Consider the following 22254-nt stretch of genomic DNA (forward strand, 5'->3'; position numbering starts at 1 on the left):
TAATTCGGCGGTGGCGGGCAGTCGCGCGCGGCAGAAATAGGATGGTCGGGTGCTGACCAGGATCCTTGACGTCATCTCGCGCCGCGCCCGGCTGTTCCTGATCGCGAACATCATCGCGCAGGCCGGGATCATCGTCACCGGCGGCGTGGTGCGCCTCACGGGGTCCGGGCTCGGCTGCTCCACGTGGCCCCAGTGCGAGCCCGGCAGCTTCACGCCCGAGTTCCACCCCGAGCAGTGGTTCCACCCCGCCGTCGAGTTCGGCAACCGCATGCTCACCTTCGTGCTCGCGATCGTGGCGCTCGGCGTCGCGATCGCCGTGTGGCGCACGCGCCGCGAGCTGCGCTGGTACGGGCTCGTGCCCGGCATCGGCGTGATCCTCCAGGCGGTCGTCGGCGGGATCACGGTCCTCGTCGAGCTCCACCCGCTCGTCGTCGCCCCTCACCTGCTCCTGTCGACCGCGCTGGTCTGGTACTCGGTGTGGCTCGCGCTCGCCTACCGCCGCGCGCCGCGCCGCGCCGGAGAGCCGATGCGCTGGCACCTCCGCGCGCTCGCGGCGGTCGTCGCGATCATCCTGTTCCTCGGAGCACTGACGACGGGCGCCGGCCCTCACTCGGGCGACATCGACGCGACCGAGCGCCTCGCCTTGGACCCGGAGCTCATCGCCCGCGCGCACGCGGCTGCGGTGTGGGCGTTCGTGGTCGTGCTGGGCGCGCTCATCTGGCGCGTCCGCAAGGACAGGTCCGAGGGCGGCCGCGACGAGGTGCGCAAGGCGTGGGTCGTGCTCGTCGCCGTCACGCTCGCGCAGGGCGTCATCGGGTACGTCCAGTACTTCACGGGTCTGCCCGAGGCCATCGTCGCGCTGCACCTGGTGGGCATCGGCGCGTTCTCCGCGGCCGCATCGGCGCTGCACTACCTCCTCACGTCCTCGGGCCGCGGCCTCGCCGTCACGCGCGCCTGACCCATGCCCGGCCAGCGCCGCCGCATCGTGGCCGACCACGAGATCCCCGAGCGTGCTGCGCTGCGCATCGAGCCGGGCGACGTCGTCGAGGTGGGCGACCGCGACACCGAGTGGCCTGCGTTCACGTTCGTGAGCGCCGATGCGGGTGCCGGGTGGGTGCCGGAACGTCACCTCAGCGCCGCGCGCCCTCGGGCGGTGGTCCAGGTGGCGTACGACACCCAGGAGCTCGCCGTGGCCGCAGGCGACGAGGTCGAGATCGTCAGCGACGACGCCGCGAGCGGGTGGTCGTGGTGCCGCGGGCCGGCCGGCGACGAGGGCTGGGTGCCGCACCGTTGCCTCGGCGCCGAGAGCGCCGGAACGCGCTCCTAGACTGGGAGCATGAGCCCGCACGAGGTCACGCTCGCCCACATCGAGCAGGCGGCGGCCGCGCTGGCGGGCGTCGCGCAGCGCACGCCGGTCGACCACGCGACCCACCTCAGCGAGGTGCTGGGCGTGCCCGTGACGATGAAGCTCGAGAACCTCCAGCGGACGGGTTCGTTCAAGCTGCGGGGCGCCACCTACCGTCTGTCCCGCCTTACCGAGGCCGAGCGGGCGCGCGGCGTCGTGGCGGCATCGGCCGGCAACCACGCCCAGGGAGTCGCCTTCGCCGCTCAGCAGCTCGGCATCGAGGCGACCATCTGCATGCCGCTGGGAGCGCCGGTGCCCAAGCTGCTCGCCACCAAGGGCTACGGCGCCACCGTCGTCACGGACGGCGCCACCGTCGAGGACTGCCTGGCGCTCGCCCGCGAGCACGCCGACCGCACCGGTGCCGCGATGATCCATCCCTTCGACCACGCGGACGTCATCGCCGGGCAGGGAACCATCGGCCTCGAGATCATGCAGGACGTGCCCGACGTCGAGACGGTCGTCGTGCCGGTGGGCGGCGGCGGCCTCATCGCCGGCATCGGCGTCGCCGTCAAGGAGATCGCCGCCCGCGCGGGAAGGCAGGTGCGCGTCGTCGGCGTCCAGGCGGCCGCGTCCGCCGCCTATCCCCCGTCGCTCGCCGCCGGCGCGCCGGTGACGATCCAGCGCGGCACGACCATCGCCGACGGCATCGCCGTCGCGCGCCCGGGCGAGCACACGTTCCCGCTCGTGCGCGACCTCGTCGACGAGATCGTCACGGTCGAGGAGGACGACATGGCGCGCGCCGTGCTGACCGTGCTCGAGCGCACCAAGCTCGTGGTCGAGCCCGCGGGCGCCGCGGGCGTCGCAGCGATCCTCGGCGGCCTCGTCGAGACCACAGGACCGACGACGGTCCTGCTGTCGGGCGGCAACATCGACCCGCTGCTCATGCAGCGCATCATCGCGCTGGGCCTCGTGGCCTCCGGGCGCTACATGACCATGCGGATCCCCCTGCCTGACCGCCCCGGGCAGCTCGCCCGGGTCTCCGAGATCCTGGCGCGGGTGGGCGCGAACGTCATCGAGGTGCTGCACACCCGCCACGACCTGGGGCTCACGGTCGGGGACGTGGTCCTGCAGGTGAGCGTCGAGACCCGCGGGCCGAATCACCAGGCCGAGGTCGTCGACGCGCTCGTCGCGGACGGCTTCCACCCGGAGGTCGCGGACGCGAGCTGACGTCGCGCCTCCAGGGTCGACCGGGCGTCCCCGCTACCGGACCAGGCGCGTCGCCTCGGGTCGCATCCACGGCGCGTCCGCGGGGCGCAGCGACGCGTAGCCGTCCCGGCGAGCGCGGTCGGCCGCGAGCAGTCCCGCCACGGCGGACGACGAGTGCACGCGGCCGTCGAGCACGGCGGCGACCGCATCGTCGAGCGGGATCCACGCGCCGATCATGTCGCGCTCCTCGTCGGTGCGCTCGTGACGCTCGTCGAGCGGGACGGTGCCGATGCCGCGCGCGAGGAACACCCGCACGGCCTCGGAGACGCCGCCGCCAGACGGGAAGTAGTCGACCAGGGTGTGCCACTCGTCGGCCGTGAGGTCCGCCTCCTCGTGGAGCTCCCGGCGGGCCGCATCGGCGGGGTCCTCACCCGCGATGTCGAGCAGTCCCGCGGGCGGCTCCCAGCACTCCGCCTCGACGGGATGGCGGTACTGGCGCACGAGGTACACGCGGTCCGCCTCGTCGAGCGCGACGATCACCACGGCGCCGGTGTGGCGCACGTAGTCGCGGGTGACGACGCCGGCCTCCCCGAGGTCGACCTCGTCGCTCACCACGTCCCACACCTTTCCCGTGAAGCGCTCGTGATGCGCGAGCACGGGACGGCGCGCCGGGAGGTCGGCGAGCGGCTCCGTCATGGCTCAGGCGGTCGCCGGCTGGGCGTCCACCTCGGCGCCCTCGCGCACGGCGAGGGCCGCACCGATGAGCCCCGCGAACAGCGGGTGCGCCTTGGTCGGTCGCGACAGGAACTCCGGGTGCGCCTGAGTCGAGATGTAGTACGGGTGGACGTCGCGCGGCAGCTCGACGAACTCGACGAGCTCGCGGTCGGGCGACTCTCCCGACACCACGAGTCCCGCGTCCTCGAGCTGCGCGCGGTACGTGTTGTTGACCTCGTAGCGGTGGCGGTGGCGCTCCCCGACCTGGGTCGCGCCATACGTCTCCGCAGCGACCGAGCCGGCCTTGAGCACCGCCTGGTACTCCCCCAGCCGCATGGTGCCGCCGAGGTCGCCCTGGCCGTCCACGATCGCGAGCTGCTCCTCCATCGTCGCGACGACGGGGTGCTGGGTGTCGGGGTCGAACTCGGAGCTCGACGCGCCCTCGAGGCCCACGACGTTGCGGGCGTACTCCATGACCATCGTCTGCAGGCCGAGGCAGATGCCGAGCGTGGGCACCTTGTTCTCGCGTGCCCAGCGCAGCGCACCGATCTTGCCGTCGACGCCGCGGACCCCGAAGCCTCCCGGCACGAGCACGGCGTCGACGCCGCCCAGCGCCTTCTCGGCGCCCTCGGGCGTCTGGCAGGTGTCCGACGCGACCCAGCGCAGGTGCACCTTGGCGCTGTGGTGGAAGCCGCCGGCGCGCAGCGCCTCGCTCACGGACAGGTAGGCGTCGGGCAGGTCGATGTACTTGCCGACCAGCGCCACCTCGACCTCGTGCTGAGGGCGGTGCACGCGGTTGAGCACGTCGTTCCACGCGCCCCACTCGACATCGTGGAACGGCAGGTTGAGGCGGCGCACGACGTAGGCGTCGAGGCCCTCGGAGTGCAGCACCCGCGGGATGTCGTAGATGCTCGGCGCGTCGATCGCGTTCACGACGGCGTCGGGCTCGACGTCGCACATGAGCGCAACCTTGTTCTTGACCGACGGCTGGACCGGGCGGTCCGAGCGCAGGACCAGCGCGTCCGGCTGGATGCCGATGCTGCGCAGCGCGGCCACCGAGTGCTGGGTGGGCTTGGTCTTCTGCTCGCCGGAGGGCCCGATGAACGGCACGAGGGACACGTGCAGGAAGAACACGTGGTCGCGGCCGACATCGTGGCGCACCTGTCGCGCGGCCTCGAGGAACGGCTGCGACTCGATGTCTCCGACCGTGCCGCCGACCTCGGTGATGATGACGTCGCAGTCGGGGCCCGCCTGGTCACGCATGCGGCGCTTGATCTCGTCCGTGATGTGCGGGATGACCTGCACCGTGTCGCCGAGGTACTCGCCGCGGCGCTCCTTCGCGATCACCTGCGAGTACACCTGGCCCGTGGTGACGTTGGAGCTCGCGGAGAGCTTCACGTCGAGGAACCGCTCGTAGTGGCCGATGTCCAGGTCCGTCTCGGCGCCGTCGTCGGTCACGAAGACCTCGCCGTGCTGGAAGGGGTTCATCGTGCCCGGATCCACGTTCAGATAGGGATCGAGCTTCTGCATCGTCACGCGCAGTCCGCGCGACCGCAGCAGGCGGCCCAGCGATGATGCTGTGAGCCCCTTGCCGAGGGAGGAGACGACGCCTCCCGTGACGAAGATGTGACGGGTGACATGGTCCGTGCCGGACGAGAATCGCGTTCGCTCCACGGGCTTCAACTCTAACATCGAATCTGACGATGCGACACGGACCCGCCGGGCGGACCTGCCGGAATCACCCGGCGCGGGACGGCACGAGGGTCCTGCCCTCGCCGGGGCCGAAGTGCCCGACGGCTCCCGCCTGAGCGTCGGCGAGCGCGAGCGGAACGGAGATCTGCCCATAGTATTCGGTGCCCTCGACGACCGTCGCGACGGTGGCGGAGGCGTCGGGCGAATTCAGCACCGCGCTCGGCACGTCGCCGGCGGCGTCCACGCCCGAGGCGACCACGACGCCGCGCGTGTACTGGGCCAAGGTGGTCGCGAGGGCGGCCATGATGCCCGAGTCCTCGGCGCGGGTGGCGTCGTCCTCCGCACCGGGGCCGGCGACGACCGCGAAGGCGCTGACCGCATCGGTCGTCACGCCCGAGACGAGGCCCGCCTCGGTGAGCAGGTCCAGCAGCAGCGCCGAGCGGTCCGGCGCGTTCTCCGCGTCGGGGAAGTCGGTGTCCGACAGCGCGGACTCGTCGAAGCCTGCGGGGTACACACCGGGCATCAGCGCCTGCGCGAGCGCGTGCGCGAGCACGGTGGGTGCCGAGGTGGAGTCGTCGACTCCCACGACGTTCGGCGCGATGGTCGACGCCAGCGAGGAGCGGAACGCGGTCTGGGAAGGATCGGTCCAGATCGGCTCGACGACCACCTCGGCGTTGACCGTGGCGCCCGCCTGGACGAGACGATCCCGCACCCCGGCCTGCGCCTGCGCATCGGCCTGCGAGACCTGCACGGTCGCGACGGACGTGCCGAGCAGCGCTCCGGACAGCATCGCCGGTGCGGACTCGTCCGCGTACTGGCGAGCGGTGCTGGTCTGCGCCTCGGCGGCGACGACGTCGGCCTCGGCCTGGGCCAGATCGGTCTCGAGCTCGTCGACCTGCTCGGCGAGCGAACCCGTGAAGGCGTCGCGCATCGGCCCCGAGCCCAGCACGACGCCGACGGCGAGCGCGAGGAAGACGGCGACGAGCGAGACGACGTGGTAGCGGAAGTCCTTCATCAGGCGCCCCCGAACCAGCCGACGACGGTCGACCCCAGGTTCTCGAACCATTCCTTGCCGCCCGGCGTGATCCAGATGGCGGCGCCCAACGCCACGAGGCCGCTCACCACGAGCGCGACGAGCGCCCACGGCGAGTAGCGGTGACGGTAGACCTGCGCGAGCGCGGGCGCGTCGACGACGGCGCGTCCTGCCTGCAGCCGCGCGAGGAACATGCCGGAGGCGTCCGTGTGCGCCGACTCGAGGTAGTCCTGCAGGCTGCCCTCGACGCCGACGGTGACGATGACCTTCGCGCCAGCAGCGTGGGCGACGAGGATCGCGAGCGCGGCCGAGGGAAGGGACGACTGGATGTCGCTGTGGGAGACGCCCAGGGCGTCCACGCGCGCCTGGCCCGCGTCCCCACCGTGCGGCTCGTGCAGCAGCACGTGATCGGCGGAGCGCAAGGCCTCCTCGCGCAGCCCCTCGACGTCGCCGATGATGAGGTCGGGAGCCGACGCGAGGTCGTAGGTCGCGTCGGCGGCGTCGCCCACGGCGATGAGCACGGGGCGTCGATCGCGCAGGTAGCGACGGATCTGACGCAGCTGCTCGCGGTGCTGGTAGCCAGCGGCGATGACGACGACGTGGCGACCGGCGAGGTCGATGCCGAGGTCGGGCAGGCCCGTGCCGTCCAGGATGATGTCAGCCTCGCGCTCGACGTGGTCGAGGGCGTTGGCGGTGAACGTCGCGAGCTGGACGTGCATGCCGTCCGCGGCGGCGTGGGTGAGGTCGGCGAGCGCCGCGGCGTCGATGCGCGAGCCCTGGGCGACGGTCTCCCCGTCCACGGTGACCACGCCGCCCACGAGGGCGGCCTCGGCGCCGTCGCGGCAGCCGAGGATGCCGGTGCCGGCCTCATCCACCAGCGGGATCCCCGCGTCGAGAAGGACGCGAGGTCCACCGGTCGGAAAGCGTCCCGACATGGAGGTGCGCACGTTGACGACCGCCGCGGGTCGGCAGGACGCGAGGGCCTCCGCGGCCTTCTGGTCGAGGTCGAGGACGTCGATCACGGCGATGTCGCCGGGGCGCAGCCGGCGGGCGAGCACGCGGACGCTGGGCTCGATGCGCAGGGTGCCGGTGACGGTGCCGTCGGCCGCGCTCACGAGGGGGTCGGAGCGGGTCATGCGGTCATGGTCGCACGCCGGAGGCCTCCAGCAGCTCAAGCGCGTGGGCGCGTGCGGTCTGCGAGTCCTCCTGGCCCGACAGCAGGCGCGCGATCTCCTCGATGCGCCGCTCGGCGGCGACCTCGACCACCTGGGCGCGGGTCACGGCGCCGTCGGTCGCCTTCGCGACCACCACGTGGGCATCCGCGAAGGCCGCGACCTGCGCGAGGTGGGTCACCACGATCACCTGGTGGGTGCGTGCGAGCTGCGCGAGGCGCTCGCCCACGGCGACCGCGGCTCGGCCGCCCACGCCGGCGTCGACCTCGTCGAAGACGAAGGTGCGCGGCCCCTCGTGGGCGCTCTCGGCGAGCGCCACCTCGAGCGCGAGCATGATGCGCGACAGCTCTCCCCCGCTCGCCGCCTCGGCGATGGGTCGGTGTGGCGCGCCCGGGTGGGACGCGAGCGTCATCTCGATCGCGTCGGCGCCGTGGGCGGCCGGCTCGGACTCCGTCACGGCCACCGCGAAGTCCGCATCGGGCATCGCCAGCAGGACGAGCTCGCCGCGCACCGCGCTCGCGAGGCGGTCCGCGGCCTTCTGGCGTCCGGCACGAAGCTCTTGCGCGGCCCGCGTCAGCGCGTCACGCGTCGCGTCCACCTCGCGTCGCCTCGCGTCAAGCGTCTCGTCCCACGCGTCGTCCTCCTCGACTCGCGGCCGTGCACGGTCCGCGTACTCGAGGATCCCGGCGACGTCCGGGACGCCGATGCGCCTCGCGAGGGTCGACAGGTCGCTGCGCCGTTCGTGGATCTCGTCGAGACGCGCGGGGTCGGCATCGAGTCCGTCGAGGTAGCTCGCGAGCTCGGTGACGAGGTCCGACGCCGTGTAGCTCAGCCCGGCCAGACGCTCCTCGAGATCGGCGAGCGCCGGGTCGTGGCGGCTGGCGTCGGCGAGCCCGCGCCGGGCGCTCTCGATCGCGGAGACGGCCGTGAGGTCGTCGTCTCCCCCGAGCGCGGCGTGCGCGGCGGCCGCCCCGAGCCGCACGTCCTCGGCGTTCTCGAGCACGCGGGCCTGGGCGGCGAGGTCGGTGTCCTCACCCTCCTGGGGCGCGACCTCGTCGATCGCTGCCAGGTCGTCGCGCAGGCGCGCCACCTCGGCGCGGGCAGCCCCCGCGCCCTCCTCCATGCTCTGCAGCGCCGCGACCGCGTCGGTCCACGCGCTCCAGGCCTCGCGATAGGCGTCCAGCACGGCGGCGTGCCCGGCGCCGGCGTAGGCGTCGAGCGTCTCGCGCTGTCGGGCCGGCGTGCGCAGCCGCGCCTGGTCGTGCTGACCATGCACGGTGACCAGCTCGGAGGCGAGGTCGGCGAGCAGGCTCTGCGGCACCGTGCGGCCGCCGATCACGGTGCGCGAGCGCTTGCTCGCTCCCACGGTGCGGGACACGATGACGGTGCCGTCGTCGTCGAGGTCGACACCCGCATCGGCCAGCCGTGCGGCGATGTCTCCCTCGCGCGGGGCGTCGAGCACCGCCTCCGCCAAGGCGGCCTCGGCCCCGGCCCGCACCGTCGCGGGCACGGCCTTGCCGCCGAGGATGAGGCCGAGGCCGGTCAGCACCATGGTCTTGCCGGCGCCGGTCTCTCCCGTGACGCACGTGAGGCCGCGGCCGAGCTCGATGCGGGCCGACTCGATGACGCCGAGGTCGGTGATGGACAGCTCGTGGAGCACGCTCACCCGTCCTCGTCGGGAGCGGCCGCCGGAGCGGCGGGCGTCCCCGGGGTCACGGCGTGGATCTCTCGGCCGATGGGGGTGTCGCGGGCGCGCTCTCCGCGCCAGCCGTCGGTGGGCAGCGAGAACTTCTTCACGAGTCGCTCGGTGAACGGCGCGTCGGACATGCGCGCGAGGCGCACGCCGTGCTCGCCGCGGCTCACCTCGACCAGGCAGCCGCGGCCGCCATCGATCGCGCGGGCGCCGTCCAGCACGATCTGCGCCTGCGACTCGGAGCCGCGCACGACCTCGATCTGGAACGAGGAGTCCGGCCCGACCACCAGCGGTCGGGCGAACAGCGCATGCGCGGCGAGGGGGACGCACAGCAGCGCGTCCACGTTCGGCCACATCACGGGTCCCCCGGCGGAGAAGGCATGCGCCGTCGACCCGGTGGCCGTCGCGACGACGAGTCCGTCGCAGCCGAAGCTCGACAACGGCAGGCCGTCGACCGCCAAGGTCACCTCGAGGGTGCGCAGCCGGTTCGCGCGCTCGACGGTGGACTCGTTGAGCGCCCACCCGACCTCCGTCGACCCGTCCTCGCGCGTGACGCGGACCTGGAGCGTGCCGCGCTCCTCGACGGTGTAGTCGCCGGCCGCGAGGCGCTGCGCGGCGGAGGCCACATCCTCGCGCTCGAGCTCCGCGAGGAACCCCACGCGCCCGAGGTTGACGCCCAGCAGCGGGATGCCCGTCCCGTGGGTCAGCTGGGCAGCGTGCAGCATCGTGCCGTCGCCGCCCAGGACGATCGCAGCCTCGATGGGCTCCGAGACGCCAGACGTGAACGAGGTGCACGTCTCGATGCCAGCGGCGCCCAGCACGCGTGCGGCCTCCGCACCCGCCTCGAGCGTGCCGGGGCGGTGCGGGTTCGCGACGATGAGGATCCTGCGCGTCATGGCGATCCCTTCACCTCCCTGTCGATGGCGTTCGTGAGCGCGTCGCCGCCCAGCACCGGGCTTCCGGCGCGCTCGCCACTAGCCTGCCATGAGCCGGAGGCCCAGACGAAGAACTCGACGTTGCCTTGTGGACCGGGCAGCGCGCTGCGCGCGACGTGATGGATGGTGAGGCCGGCGTCCTGCATCGCGGCGGCGACGTCCGCGACCGCGCGCGCCCGCGCGCGGTCGTCGGTGACGACCCCACGGGCGCTCAGCGCACCCCTGCCCACCTCGAACTGAGGCTTCACCATGAGCACGAAGTCAGCGAGCGCATCGGCCGTGCTGACGAGCGCGGGGATCACCAGGCGCAAGGAGATGAACGACAGGTCGGCGACGACGAGGGAAGCGCCCGAGCCTGGGCCGCCGGGGGCGAGATCGCGGACGTTGAGTCCCTCGGTGGCGGTGACCCGTGCGTCGTCGCGCAGGGTGGACGCGAGCTGGTCGTGGCCGACGTCGACCGCGTCGACGCGCGCCACGCCTCTCTCGAGCAGGACCTGGGTGAAGCCACCTGTGGAGGCGCCCGCGTCGAGGGCGTGAGCGCCCGTGACCGAGAGGCCGAGCGGCGCGCACGCGTCCAGCGCGCCGATCAGCTTGTGTGCGGCGCGCGACACGTAGTGCGCGCCGGCGGCGACGGAGAGCGTCGCGTCATCAGCGACCTGCGCAGAGGCACGCTGGACCACGGCGCCGTCGACGGTGACGACACCTGCGGAGATCAGCTCCTGGGCGTGCGAGCGCGACCGTGCGAGCCCGCGCGCATGGAGCGCGCGGTCCAGGCGCACGGCGAGCTACTGCTCGTCGCGCATGCGGGACGAGAGGGAGTCCTGGATCTTGTCGAAGAACTCGGCCTGCTTGTCCAGGTCGTCCGGAAGCTCGGTGACCGCGTTGAGCGCCTCGCGGACCTCGGCGGGGTACTGCACCTCGCCCAGCGGCTCGCGCTGCTCCTTGATCTCACTCATGAGTCCGAGGGTACCGCCAGGTCCGGCAGGGTCTCAACATCCACCTCGCGGCCGTAGTCGGCGGTGGCCCACGCGGCGGCGCACGCGGCGCGCGCCGGGTCCAGGCCGTCCGCCGTGCCCGTGCCGTCGACCTCGAGGTGCAGGCGGCCGCCCGCGACCCACGACGTCGCCGAGCCCACCGTCCACCGGTCGCCGTGGCGTGTCGGAGCAGGATGGGAAAACGCGAGAGCGCTGAGGTCGAGGCCTAAGAAGGACGGGCGGTGCTCCGGCGGCGCGAGGATCGCGTCGCGCACGCCGTCGACGCCGGTGAGCACCTGAAGGCCGGGGTATCCCGCGGCACGCGCGCCCTTGAGGTCGGTGTCGAGCCGGTCCCCCACGACGAGCGGGCGTTCAGCGTCGGCCTTCGCCGCCGCGAGCCGGAACATCGCGGGCTCGGGCTTGCCTGCGCCGGGAGGGTTCACCCCGGTCGCCGCGACGACGACGTTCACGAGGGATCCGTTGCCCGGGGCCGTGCCGCGGTCGTTGGGGATCGTGAGGTCCTTGTTCGACGCGAAGAAGCGAGCCCCAGCGTTGATCGCGTACGACGCCTCGGCGAGCTCCTTCCACGACACGTCCGGCGAGAAGCCCTGGACGACGGCGTCGGGCTTCGCCTCGGCAGAGTCGACGATGACGTACCCGGCCTCGGTCACCGCGGTGCGCAGGCCGGCGCCGCCAACCACGTACACCGTCGACCCGGGCGCGAGCGTCTCGAGCATCAGGGCGGCCGCGGCCTGCGCGGCCGTCATGACCTCGTCGGTGTCGGTCGGCATGCCCAGCTCGCTCAGGTGATCGGCGACAGTGCCGGGCTCGCGGGACGCGTTGTTCGTCACGAAGACGACGCGCATCCCGGCCGCGCGTGCGGCCGCGAGGGCCGGCGGCGCCGAGGGGATCGCGTGCGGGCCGCGGTACGCCACGCCGTCGAGGTCGACCAGCGCAGCGTCGAACGCCACCTGGAGCGGGAGGTCCGTTCCGAGAAGGGACGATGCGGTCACTGGCGGTCCTCCTCGGCGCCAGTGTCCGCGGGTTCGGCTTCTTCCGTGTCGGCTTCAGCCGTGTCGGAGGCCGGGCCGTGCTCAGCGTCGCCTGCGGCCGAGTCGACGGCCGGTTCTCCATCGACTGCATCGGTGGGCTCGGAGCCGGCGTCTCCGTCGACGTCATCGACGTCCTCGACGTCCTCGACGTCCTCGACGGGAGCGTCCAGCTCGGCTACGTCGTACACCGTGATGTCGAAGTCGAGATCGGGCTCCGCCTCGCCGCTCGGCAGGGTCGCCTCGAGGGCCTCCGCCTCGTCGTCCTTGCCCATCGCGCGCAGCACCGGGACCGTGGCCTCGCCGATGCGCACGCGCTGGTCCTCGTCCGTCGCCTTGAGCTGGCGCAACAGCACGAGCGCAGCGCCCGCGTCGCCCATGTCGAGGCGCGCGCCGGCCAGCACGATGTCGAGCTCGGCTCGAGCATGTGCGGGAAGCGACTTCGCCTCCTCGGAACGCGCGAGGTCGATCGCCCTCTCGGGCCGGCCCAGACCACGCTCGCAGTCGGCCATCAGCGGGAGGTGCTCGTGCGAGCCGTTGAGGCGGCGCACGGTACGGAACTCACGCAATGCCTCCGCGTAGCGACCCGTCGCGTAGGCGGCGAGCGCGTTGGCCTCGCGCACCACGTCGACGCGCCCGCCGCGAGCAACGGCAACCTGCGCGTGACGGTAGGCGAGCTCGGGATCGAGGTCGAGGAACGACCCGACCATGATGAGGTGGCGGCCGACGTCCTCGGCGTTGTCCTTGCTCAGCGTGCGCAGGCGTGCGCGGACCGTGCGGTCAAGCTGTCCGTACTGCACCTCCTCGGGGATCTCGGGCGCGTCCACCATCGGGCGCACGGCAGCGCGATCTCCGCGGCGGGAGCCATCGTCACGCGTGGTCCGGCGGTCATCACGCCGCACGCGGTCCTGGGGACGGTCGCTGCGGACTCCATCCTGGCGGTCGTCGTCTCGCCGAGGCCGGCCGTAGCCGCCGGAGGAGCCAGAGCGCCTGTCGTTCCCGGCGCCCCGCGAGGCGCCGTAGCCGCCCCTGCTGTCGCCATCCCGGCGAGGCCCACCGCCGCCGTCACGGTCGCCGCGGTAGCCGCCACGAGAGTCACCATCGCGGTTGCCCCGGTATCCACCACGAGAGTCACCATCACGGTTGCCCCGGTATCCACCACGAGAGTCACCATCACGGTTGCCCCGGTATCCACCACGAGAGTCACCTTCACGGTTGCCGCGGTAGCCACCACGATCACCGCCGTCTCGGCTCCCGCCGTAACCACCACGAGAGTCACCATCACGGTTGCCCCGGTAGCCACCACGGTCACCCTGCGGACGCGAGCCGTACGATCGCTCGCCGCTCGAGGATCGGTTCTGCGACGGGCCGTCAGAACGGCGTTGCCCCTGGTAGCCACCACGACGATCGTCACTGGAACTAGAGCCGGATCGTCGAGGAGCTCCGGAGCGCTTGTCCCCGTACGACTTGCCGGCACGATCGCCGCTGCCGCGTCCCGATGACGCCGAGTCGCGACGCGGGCCGTCGGAGCGACGTGCATCTCGCGAGTCTCCGCCGGACGATCGTCCGTCGCTCGAGCGAGATGCGCGCTCGTCGCCGCTGTCGCGGTCGTCTGTGCCAGCCATGATGCTCCGTTCGGATGCGCGCTCGTGCGCGCGTCTTGGGACGATTCTTGCGGAAATGACGAAGGGCCGCCCAGCATTGGGCGGCCCTTCGTTGAAAGAATGTCCCGCTGCGACCTACTCTCCCACACCCTGGCGAGTGCAGTACCATCGGCGCTGAGAGGCTTAGCTTCCGGGTTCGGAATGGAGCCGGGCGTTTCCCTCTCGCTATGGCAGCGGAAACTCTATGGAGATATCAGTACCCGACCGTATCTCGGGAACCGCACAGTGGACGCGTAGCATTATTGATAAAAGTCAAGTTATCGGCCTATTAGTACCGGTCAGCTTCAAGAGTCGTTAGTCCTCTCTTCCACATCCGGCCTATCAACCCCATGGTCTATAGGGGGCCTCTCGGGACGAATCCCATGGAAATCTCATCTTGAGACCGGCTTCCCGCTTAGATGCTTTCAGCGGTTATCCGTTCCGAACGTAGCCAACCAGCCGTGCTCCTGGCGGAACAACTGGCACACCAGAGGTTCGTCCATCCCGGTCCTCTCGTACTAGGGACAGATTCTCTCAAATTTCCTGCGCGCGCAGCGGATAGGGACCGAACTGTCTCACGACGTTCTAAACCCAGCTCGCGTACCGCTTTAATGGGCGAACAGCCCAACCCTTGGGACCAACTCCAGCCCCAGGATGCGACGAGCCGACATCGAGGTGCCAAACCATGCCGTCGATATGGACTCTTGGGCAGGATCAGCCTGTTATCCCCGGGGTACCTTTTATCCGTTGAGCGCTGGCGCTTCCACATGCCACCAGCGGGTCACTAGTCCCGACTTTCGTCCCTGCTCGACCTGTCAGTCTCACAGTCAAGCTCCCTTGTACACTTGCACTCGCCACCTGATTGCCAACCAGGCTGAGGGAACCTTTGGGCGCCTCCGTTACTCTTTGGGAGGCAACCGCCCCAGTTAAACTACCCACCAGGCACTGTCCCTGATCCGGATTACGGACCGAGGTTAGATATCCAGAGTGATCAGAGTGGTATTTCAACAATGACTCCACCAATACTGGCGTATCGGCTTCAAAGTCTCCCACCTATCCTACACAAACCACACCGAATACCAATACCAAGCTATAGTAAAGGTCCCGGGGTCTTTCCGTCCTGCTGCGCGTAACGAGCATCTTTACTCGTAGTGCAATTTCGCCGAGTTCGCGGTTGAGACAGCGGAGAAGTCGTTACGCCATTCGTGCAGGTCGGAACTTACCCGACAAGGAATTTCGCTACCTTAGGATGGTTATAGTTACCACCGCCGTTTACTGGGGCTTAAATTCAGAGCTTCGCCTTTCGACTAACCCTTCCTCTTAACCTTCCAGCACCGGGCAGGCGTCAGTCCGTATACATCGTCTTGCGACTTCGCACGGACCTGTGTTTTTAGTAAACAGTCGCTTCTCCCTGGTCTCTGCGGCCCTCAAACGCTCACAGCCGCTAGTGCTGATCACGCCTCAGGCCCCCCTTCTCCCGAAGTTACGGGGGCATTTTGCCGAGTTCCTTAACCACGATTCACTCGATCGCCTTAGTATTCTCTACCTGACCACCTGAGTCGGTTTGGGGTACGGGCGGCTAGAACCTCGCGCCGAGGTTTTTCTTGGCAGCATAGGATCACCAGTTTCCCACTTGAGTGGTCACCATCAGTTCTCAGGCTTATGAGCTGCGGATTTGCCTACAGCTCGCCCTACGGCCTTGGACGTGGACTACCATCGCCACGCCTGGCTACCTTCCTGCGTCACCCCTGTTAATACGCTTGCCTACTAAGGACTTGGGTCGCGCGCTACTCCACCGCTCCCCGAAGGGTTGAGTGGCATCGGGCGCTTAGCATTATCCGTTCAGCATGGGCGGTTCTTCGCCGGTACGGGAATATCAACCCGTTGTCCATCGACTACGCCTGTCGGCCTCGCCTTAGGTCCCGACTTACCCAGGGCGGATTAACCTGGCCCTGGAACCCTTGGTCATTCGGCGGACGGGTTTCTCACCCGTCTTTCGCTACTCATGCCTGCATTCTCACTCGTGTGGCGTCCACCGCTGGGTTACCCCGCGACTTCACTCGCCACACGACGCTCCCCTACCCATCCACACGCTTGGATCCGAAGACCAGGCAGTGTGTGAATGACACAACTTCGGCGGTGTACTTGAGCCCCGCTACATTGTCGGCGCGGAATCACTTGACCAGTGAGCTATTACGCACTCTTTCAAGGGTGGCTGCTTCTAAGCCAACCTCCTGGTTGTCTATGCAACTCCACATCCTTTCCCACTTAGCACACGCTTAGGGGCCTTAGTTGGTGTTCTGGGCTGTTTCCCTCTCGACTACGAAGCTTATCCCCCGCAGTCTCACTGCTGCGCTCTCACTTACCGGCATTCGGAGTTTGGCTGACGTCAGTAACCTGGTGGGGCCCATCGGCCATCCAGTAGCTCTACCTCCGGCAAGAAACACGCAACGCTGCACCTAAATGCATTTCGGGGAGAACCAGCTATCACGAAGTTTGATTGGCCTTTCACCCCTATCCACAGCTCATCCCCTCGGTTTTCAACCCAAGTGGGTTCGGCCCTCCACGCGGTCTTACCCGCGCTTCAGCCTGGCCATGGATAGATCACTTCGCTTCGGGTCTAGACCCAGCGACTGAATCGCCCTATTCGGACTCGCTTTCGCTACGGCTGCCCCTCACGGGTTAACCTTGCCACTGAGCACTAACTCGCAGGCTCATTCTTCAAAAGGCACGCCGTCACCCCTGCTAGGGAGGCTCCGACGGATTGTAAGCACACGGTTTCAGGTACTATTTCACTCCCCTCTCGGGGTACTTTTCACCTTTCCCTCACGGTACTGTTCCGCTATCGGTCAGTAGGTAGTATTTAGGCTTACAGAGTGGTCTCTGCTGATTCACACGGGATTTCTCGGGCCCCGTGCTACTTGGGATGACTCTTAGGAGTCCACGAGATTTCGTCTACGGGGGTTGCACCCTCTATGCCGGGCCTTTCAATGCCCTTCGACTATCACGCGGATTTCTGACTCCTTGGAAGAGCGGCAGCTCTTCCCAAAAGGTCCCACAACCCCGCTAACGCAACGCCTGCCGGCTATCACACGCTAACGGTTTGGCCTGATCCGCTTTCGCTCGCCACTACTCACGGAATATCTCTTCCTGTCGGTACTGAGATGTTTCACTTCCCGACGTTCCCTCCGCTCGCCCTATGTGTTCAGGCGAGGGTCACTGGACATGACTCCAGCGGGGTTTCCCCATTCGGACATCCTCGGATCTAAGCTTGTTTGCCAGCTCCCCGAGGCTTATCGCAGGCTACAACGTCCTTCATCGGCTCCTACTGCCAAGGCATCCACCATGTGCTCTTAAAAACTTGACCACAGATATCAAAGATGCTCGCGTCCACTATGCAGTTCTCAAGGTACGGGCGGGTTCACCTTCGTCTGGCGCCTGCCTTGCATCGCAAGGTGGTTCATCCAGGTCCAGTGATCCGTCCAGTCAGTCATATCGACTGACCTGAGGTTGAGCTTGACGCCCGATCCCTCAGGACCCAACAGTGTGCCTTGCTCGATACGTGCTTGTTCATGGTTCCAGCCCGGAGGCGTACTGATGAGACTCACACGAGTCGAGCCATGTCGATGTTCCATCCATGAGCTCTCGCCGGCCTGCGTTTGAGGCCGAAGCGAGTCCTGGACAGCTCGAGAGCTGCCAAGTGCTCCTTAGAAAGGAGGTGATCCAGCCGCACCTTCCGGTACGGCTACCTTGTTACGACTTAGTCCCAATCGCCAATCCCACCTTAGACGTCTCCCTCCCAAAGGGTTGGGCCGACGGCTTCGGGTGTTACCGACTTTCGTGACTTGACGGGCGGTGTGTACAAGGCCCGGGAACGTATTCACCGCAGCGTTGCTGATCTGCGATTACTAGCGACTCCAACTTCATGAGGTCGAGTTGCAGACCTCAATCCGAACTGAGACCGGCTTTTTGGGATTCGCTCCACCTTACGGTATTGCAGCCCTTTGTACCGGCCATTGTAGCATGCGTGAAGCCCAAGACATAAGGGGCATGATGATTTGACGTCATCCCCACCTTCCTCCGAGTTGACCCCGGCAGTCTCCTATGAGTCCCCACCATTACGTGCTGGCAACATAGGACGAGGGTTGCGCTCGTTGCGGGACTTAACCCAACATCTCACGACACGAGCTGACGACAACCATGCACCACCTGTATACCCCCCCGAAGGACTCCCTATCTCTAGGGATAAAGGGTATATGTCAAGCCTTGGTAAGGTTCTTCGCGTTGCATCGAATTAATCCGCATGCTCCGCCGCTTGTGCGGGCCCCCGTCAATTCCTTTGAGTTTTAGCCTTGCGGCCGTACTCCCCAGGCGGGGCACTTAATGCGTTAGCTGCGACGCGGAACTCATGGAAAGAGCCCCACATCTAGTGCCCACCGTTTACGGCGTGGACTACCAGGGTATCTAATCCTGTTCGCTCCCCACGCTTTCGCTCCTCAGCGTCAGTAGTGGCCCAGAGACCTGCCTTCGCCATTGGTGTTCCTCCTGATATCTGCGCATTCCACCGCTACACCAGGAATTCCAGTCTCCCCTACCACACTCTAGTCTGCCCGTACCCACTGCAGGCCCGAGGTTGAGCCTCGGGTTTTCACAGCAGACGCGACAGACCGCCTACGAGCTCTTTACGCCCAATAATTCCGGACAACGCTTGCGCCCTACGTATTACCGCGGCTGCTGGCACGTAGTTAGCCGGCGCTTCTTCTGCAGGTACCGTCACTTTCGCTTCTTCCCTGCTGAAAGGGGTTTACAACCCGAAGGCCTTCATCCCCCACGCGGCGTCGCTGCATCAGGCTTGCGCCCATTGTGCAATATTCCCCACTGCTGCCTCCCGTAGGAGTCTGGACCGTGTCTCAGTTCCAGTGTGGCCGGTCGCCCTCTCAGGCCGGCTACCCGTCGTCGCCTTGGTGAGCCGTTACCTCACCAACAAGCTGATAGGCCGCGAGTCCATCCCAGACCGAAATTCTTTCCAGACGATGACCATGCGGTCTCGTCTCATATCCGGTATTAGACCTCGTTTCCAAGGCTTATCCCAGAGTCTGGGGCAGGTTACTCACGTGTTACTCACCCGTTCGCCACTGATCCACAAGAGCAAGCTCTCGCTTCACCGTTCGACTTGCATGTGTTAAGCACGCCGCCAGCGTTCGTCCTGAGCCAGGATCAAACTCTCCGTGAATGTTTGATAGCAATCCGACCGAAGTCGGTTCACATACAATACGAAGTGATTCCGAAGAATCGTTTAATCTCTAGCTTCGAACAAAATGTCACTGACATTTCGTTGTCTACCAAAGGAATCCTGCATCCCGCTGCTCGAGCCGAAGCTCGCTCACCGTGATGCCGGAGGTTTTGGCATCGACTATGTGGCACACTGTTGAGTTCTCAAGGTTCGGACGCGCACCGCTCTCAACTCGTTTGAGTTGGGATTCGGGGCAACCCTTCTAAGTTACTCGCATGTTTCCGACTTGTCAAATCGCCGTGTCGGCGATCCGTGTCGGCCCCATTTGGGCAACTCGTCTAAGTTACTCACTCGTTTGCAGCTTGTCAAATCGCGCTAGTGGCTGATTTGTTTCGCTGTTCCCGTGTGGCAACCCGACTAAGTTACTTTCTCGTTTCCGACCTGTCAAATCGCTTTGTTTGCGATTTGTTTTTGTCAGAACCGATCTGGCAACTCGTTGAAGTTACTCGGTTGTTTTCGGCCTGTCAAATCGCATTGTTTGCGATCTGAGCTTCTGGCCGAACCCTTCCGGGCAACTCCACCAACTTACCCGCTTCTTCAGTACCTGTCAACTTGCCTTGCCGGCGTGTTGTGTGGTCCTGCTCCCGCGGGGGGCTCTCCATCGTACATCAGTCAGGGCGCGCTTGCGACCCGAGTTCGATGTTCGTTGGGGAGCTGTCCAGTGGGGCTTCGCGTGGCCTTCTCCAGTCCTCCGCGAAGCGCTTCCGTCGTTGGCAGCGAGGAAGACATTACGGCTCGGTGAACCCCAAGTCAAATCGGCGCGCACCGGGCGTGTCGCACGCACTAGAACGACGAAAGCCCCTGGTAACCGCGCAGTTCGCGATCTCCAGGGGCGCTTCCGTCAGGCTTGCGTCCGCACAAGTCCGACAGATTTCTTGCCTCGCCGGAGCACGTACCACCCGCCTGCAAGGGCCGGGCCAGCGTCGATGAGCGCGTCGATCGACTCCACCTTGACGTTGTTCACGTACGCGCCACCGTCCTGCACCGCGCGCCGGGCATCGGACTTCGACCCCACGATCCCCGCGTCGACGAGAGCGTCGACCACCGAGGCGCCTCGTGCCACGGTGGCACCGCCGAGCTCATCCGCGCATCCGGCGAGCGTCGCCTCGTCCAACGTCGCCAGGTCTCCCCTGCCGAACAGTGATTGCGAGGCGGCGACAACCGCATCGGCCGCCGCCGCTCCGTGCACGAGCGCGGTGACCTCCCACGCGAGCGTGCGCTGCGCCTCCCGCTTGAACGGCTCGTCCGCCACAGCCTTCTCGAGCGCGTCGATCTCCTCCCGCTTCAGGAAGGTGAACACCTTGATGTAGCCGATCACGTCGGCGTCGGCCTGATTGAGCCAGAACTGGTAGAAGGCGTAGGGACTCGTCATCGCCGGGTCCAGCCAGACGGTTCCCGACTCAGTCTTGCCGAACTTGGTCCCGTCAGCCTTGGTGATGAGCGGCGTCGAGAGGGCATGCACCGATGTGCCCTCTGCCTTGCGGATCAGCTCTGTGCCGGCGGTGAGGTTGCCCCACTGGTCTGAGCCACCGGTCTGCATGGTGCAGCCGTAACGACGGTGGAGCTCCAGGAAGTCCATGCCCTGCAGCACTTGGTAGGAGAACTCCGTGTAGCTGATGCCCTCGTCGGAGGACAGGCGGCGCGCCACCGTGTCCTTGGCGATCATGGTGCCGAGGCGGAAGTACTTGCCAACGTCGCGCAGCAGCTCGATCGCGGACATGTCCTTGGTCCACTCGTAGTTGTTCACCATCCGCGCCGCCGCGGGACCTTCGAAGTCCAGGAACGGCTCGATCTGGCCCCGGATGCGCTCCACCCACTCGTGCACGACCTCGACGGAGTTGAGGGTGCGCTCGCCCGACATCTTCGGGTCTCCGATGAGTCCGGTCGCGCCTCCCACGAGCGCGAGCGGTAGGTGGCCCGCCTGCTGCAGCCTCTTCACGGTGAGGATCTGCACGAGGTTGCCGATGTGCAGGCTCGGCGCGGTCGGGTCGAAGCCGCAATACAGGGTGACCGGGCCCTCGTCGAGGTGAGCGCGGAGCTCGTCGTCGCCGGTGGTCTGAGAGATGAGGCCGCGCCAGGCGAGCTCGTCGAGGATGTGCTCAGTCATGATGCCTGTCATTGTGCCAGGCCGCAGAGCCGCCGCTCACGAGCGGTCCCGCAGCGCCATTGCTCCGGGACACGGTTCCTCGCCCTCAGGCGAAAGAGAGAGTCGCTGGGCACGCGGAGCGGAATCACGAATCGGCGCTGAGGGGTGGACGTCAATCGAGGGGTCCAACCGACTCGCGGTGTCGCATGCCCAGCGACACTTACGACGCTAGGCGTCGCTTCCTGAGAGGCTTCTCAGACGTCTCACAACGGATCAGTCGCGGATGGGAGACGTGCCGTCGACGATCATGTCCGCGGCCTCCCGCGTGCCATCCAGAGTGAAGTGCGTCATCTCACGTGGCTGCCAGCGAAGCCACTCGGCACGCATCCCCTCCCCGTCGCGGGCGATCCCCCGCGCCAGACGAACCTCCTCGGGCGCCTCGACCCACACGGTGCACACGCTGAACGCACGAGCCTCGCGCCGCGCCACACCCACGCCCTCGATGACGAGGAACGGGCGGACTGGCACCGCGATGCGATCGGTGCGCTCCCCTCGCTGCCAGTCCCACATCGCGAAGCCCGCCTCCTGCCCAGCGGCAAGCGGTTCGAGGACCTGGGTCACGAGCACCTCGTCCAGCTGCTCGAGCCCGTCCCACCCTTCGTACATGTCGTCCGCGTGGAGCAGCTGCGCCGGCGCATCGGGCGCGGGGGCGCGAGACGGGTCGTACGTCCCCGCGCCGGCGCTCGGCTCTCCGCCCAGCGCGACCGTGATGCGGCCGGCGAGCGTCGTCTTGCCCGAACCAGCGGGCCCGTCCACCAGGATCAGGCGGGTGGCTCCGAGGCGTGGCGCCGTTGCGCGCGCACGGGCCACGATCTCGCTCACCGTGGGCTGGGCCCCAGGCACGCCGGGACCAGTGACGTTCGACACCGGGCCAGGCTACGGTAGCCGCATGCACGCCAACGTTCAGAAGGTCACCGCAGTCCTCGACGAGGCGGGCCTGCACGGTCGCGTGCGCGAGCTCTCCCAGGGCACCCACACCGCCGCGGAGGCGGCGGCGTTCCTTGGATGCGAGATCGGCGCGATCGCCAACTCGCTCATCTTCATGACGGAGAAGGGGCCCATCCTCGTGCTCGCGTCGGGCGCGCATCGGGTCGACACGGCGCTCCTCGCAGCAGCGATCGGCGTCGAGGCCGTGGCCCGTGCGACTCCGGACGAGGTACGGGCGGCGACGGGCCAGCCCATCGGTGGCGTCGCACCGGTCGGCCACCCGGCGCCGCTGCCCACGTACCTCGACGTCGAGCTCGCCGAGCACGGCGAGCTGTGGGCCGCCGCCGGCATCCCCGCCTCGGTCTTCGAGATCTCGTACGAGGATCTCCGCGACGTGACGGGCGCGACCGAGGTGCGGGTCGCCTGACGCGT

At 67.8% G+C, this 22254-nt stretch carries 16 protein-coding genes and 3 rRNA genes; 4 read left to right on the top strand and 15 right to left on the bottom strand.

All coding sequences use genetic code 11. The features are described from left to right. Positions 1–49: 49 nt before the first annotated feature. Genes B7K25_RS02935 through ilvA form a run of 3 tightly spaced genes read left to right on the top strand, consistent with a single transcriptional unit; the run spans position 50 to position 2572 of the window. Positions 50–958: a heme A synthase gene (locus B7K25_RS02935; RefSeq protein ID WP_084104041.1), complete on the top strand. Its 909-nt coding sequence runs from the start codon at positions 50–52 to the stop codon at positions 956–958. 3 nt (positions 959–961) lie between these two features. Next, positions 962–1327 carry an SH3 domain-containing protein gene (locus tag B7K25_RS02940; protein ID WP_084104043.1) on the top strand — a complete coding sequence of 122 codons (366 nt, stop codon included), beginning with the start codon at positions 962–964 and terminating at the stop codon, positions 1325–1327. Between the two features lie 9 nt (positions 1328–1336). Then, positions 1337–2572: a threonine ammonia-lyase gene (gene ilvA, locus B7K25_RS02945; RefSeq protein ID WP_084104045.1), complete on the top strand. Its 1236-nt coding sequence runs from the start codon at positions 1337–1339 to the stop codon at positions 2570–2572. A gap of 33 nt (positions 2573–2605) precedes the next feature. Here the strand turns inward: ilvA and B7K25_RS02950 are convergent, their stop codons facing one another. The 15 genes from B7K25_RS02950 to B7K25_RS03020 all read right to left on the bottom strand — a co-directional run bounded on the left by B7K25_RS02950 (position 2606) and on the right by B7K25_RS03020 (position 21762). Further along, the gene (locus B7K25_RS02950; RefSeq protein ID WP_084104047.1) at positions 2606–3247 is read right to left on the bottom strand and encodes an NUDIX hydrolase; all 642 of its coding nucleotides are present in this window, start codon (positions 3245–3247) and stop codon (positions 2606–2608) included. A gap of 3 nt (positions 3248–3250) precedes the next feature. Next, entirely contained in the window at positions 3251–4957 is a 1707-nt protein-coding gene (locus B7K25_RS02955) for a CTP synthase (RefSeq protein ID WP_084104049.1), read from the bottom strand. 46 nt (positions 4958–5003) lie between these two features. Beyond that, on the bottom strand, positions 5004–5972 hold the full coding sequence (locus B7K25_RS02960; protein ID WP_159450091.1) for a copper transporter: 969 nt from the start codon (positions 5970–5972) through the stop codon (positions 5004–5006). Further along, complete coding sequence (gene steA, locus B7K25_RS02965; protein ID WP_084104053.1) at positions 5972–7126, bottom strand: putative cytokinetic ring protein SteA; 1155 nt, start codon at positions 7124–7126, stop codon at positions 5972–5974. Before steA ends, B7K25_RS02960 begins: the two co-directional genes overlap by 1 nt. Positions 7127–7130: 4 nt before the next feature. Then, positions 7131–8828, bottom strand: a complete 1698-nt coding sequence (gene recN, locus B7K25_RS02970; RefSeq protein WP_371328273.1) for a DNA repair protein RecN — start codon at positions 8826–8828, stop codon at positions 7131–7133. After that, positions 8825–9751: an NAD kinase gene (locus B7K25_RS02975; protein ID WP_084104055.1), complete on the bottom strand. Its 927-nt coding sequence runs from the start codon at positions 9749–9751 to the stop codon at positions 8825–8827. The genes recN and B7K25_RS02975 overlap by 4 nt, the downstream gene beginning before the upstream one ends. After that, positions 9748–10569 (bottom strand): TlyA family RNA methyltransferase, encoded by an 822-nt coding sequence (locus B7K25_RS02980; protein WP_084104057.1) that lies wholly within the window; start codon positions 10567–10569, stop codon positions 9748–9750. The genes B7K25_RS02975 and B7K25_RS02980 overlap by 4 nt, the downstream gene beginning before the upstream one ends. A gap of 6 nt (positions 10570–10575) precedes the next feature. Then, a complete protein-coding gene (locus B7K25_RS13650) occupies positions 10576–10746 on the bottom strand; it encodes a hypothetical protein (protein WP_159450092.1) in 171 nt (56 codons plus the stop codon). Further along, positions 10743–11777 carry an HAD-IIA family hydrolase gene (locus B7K25_RS02985; RefSeq protein WP_084104059.1) on the bottom strand — a complete coding sequence of 345 codons (1035 nt, stop codon included), beginning with the start codon at positions 11775–11777 and terminating at the stop codon, positions 10743–10745. The genes B7K25_RS13650 and B7K25_RS02985 overlap by 4 nt, the downstream gene beginning before the upstream one ends. Then, positions 11774–12643, bottom strand: coding sequence for a hypothetical protein (locus tag B7K25_RS13655; protein WP_084104061.1), 870 nt, complete (start codon positions 12641–12643; stop codon positions 11774–11776). Before B7K25_RS13655 ends, B7K25_RS02985 begins: the two co-directional genes overlap by 4 nt. An 896-nt stretch (positions 12644–13539) precedes the next feature. Next, positions 13540–13656: ribosomal RNA gene (rrf, locus tag B7K25_RS03000) — 5S ribosomal RNA — on the bottom strand. Positions 13657–13725: 69 nt separating this feature from the next. Beyond that, a 23S ribosomal RNA gene (locus tag B7K25_RS03005) occupies positions 13726–16823 on the bottom strand. Positions 16824–17167: 344 nt separating this feature from the next. After that, a 16S ribosomal RNA gene (locus tag B7K25_RS03010) occupies positions 17168–18689 on the bottom strand. The 16S, 23S and 5S rRNA genes sit together here, the layout of an rRNA operon. 901 nt (positions 18690–19590) lie before the next feature. Then, entirely contained in the window at positions 19591–20856 is a 1266-nt protein-coding gene (gene tyrS / locus B7K25_RS03015) for a tyrosine--tRNA ligase (RefSeq protein ID WP_084104065.1), read from the bottom strand. A gap of 252 nt (positions 20857–21108) precedes the next feature. Then, a complete protein-coding gene (locus B7K25_RS03020; RefSeq protein ID WP_084104067.1) occupies positions 21109–21762 on the bottom strand; it encodes a uridine kinase in 654 nt (217 codons plus the stop codon). A gap of 22 nt (positions 21763–21784) precedes the next feature. Here B7K25_RS03020 and B7K25_RS03025 point away from each other — a divergent pair, with 22 nt between their 5' ends. Further along, positions 21785–22249 (top strand): YbaK/EbsC family protein, encoded by a 465-nt coding sequence (locus B7K25_RS03025; RefSeq protein WP_084104069.1) that lies wholly within the window; start codon positions 21785–21787, stop codon positions 22247–22249. Positions 22250–22254 lie beyond the last annotated feature (5 nt).

It is taken from the genome of Demequina sp. NBRC 110056, assembly GCF_002090155.1.
Lineage (GTDB): Bacteria > Actinomycetota > Actinomycetes > Actinomycetales > Demequinaceae > Demequina.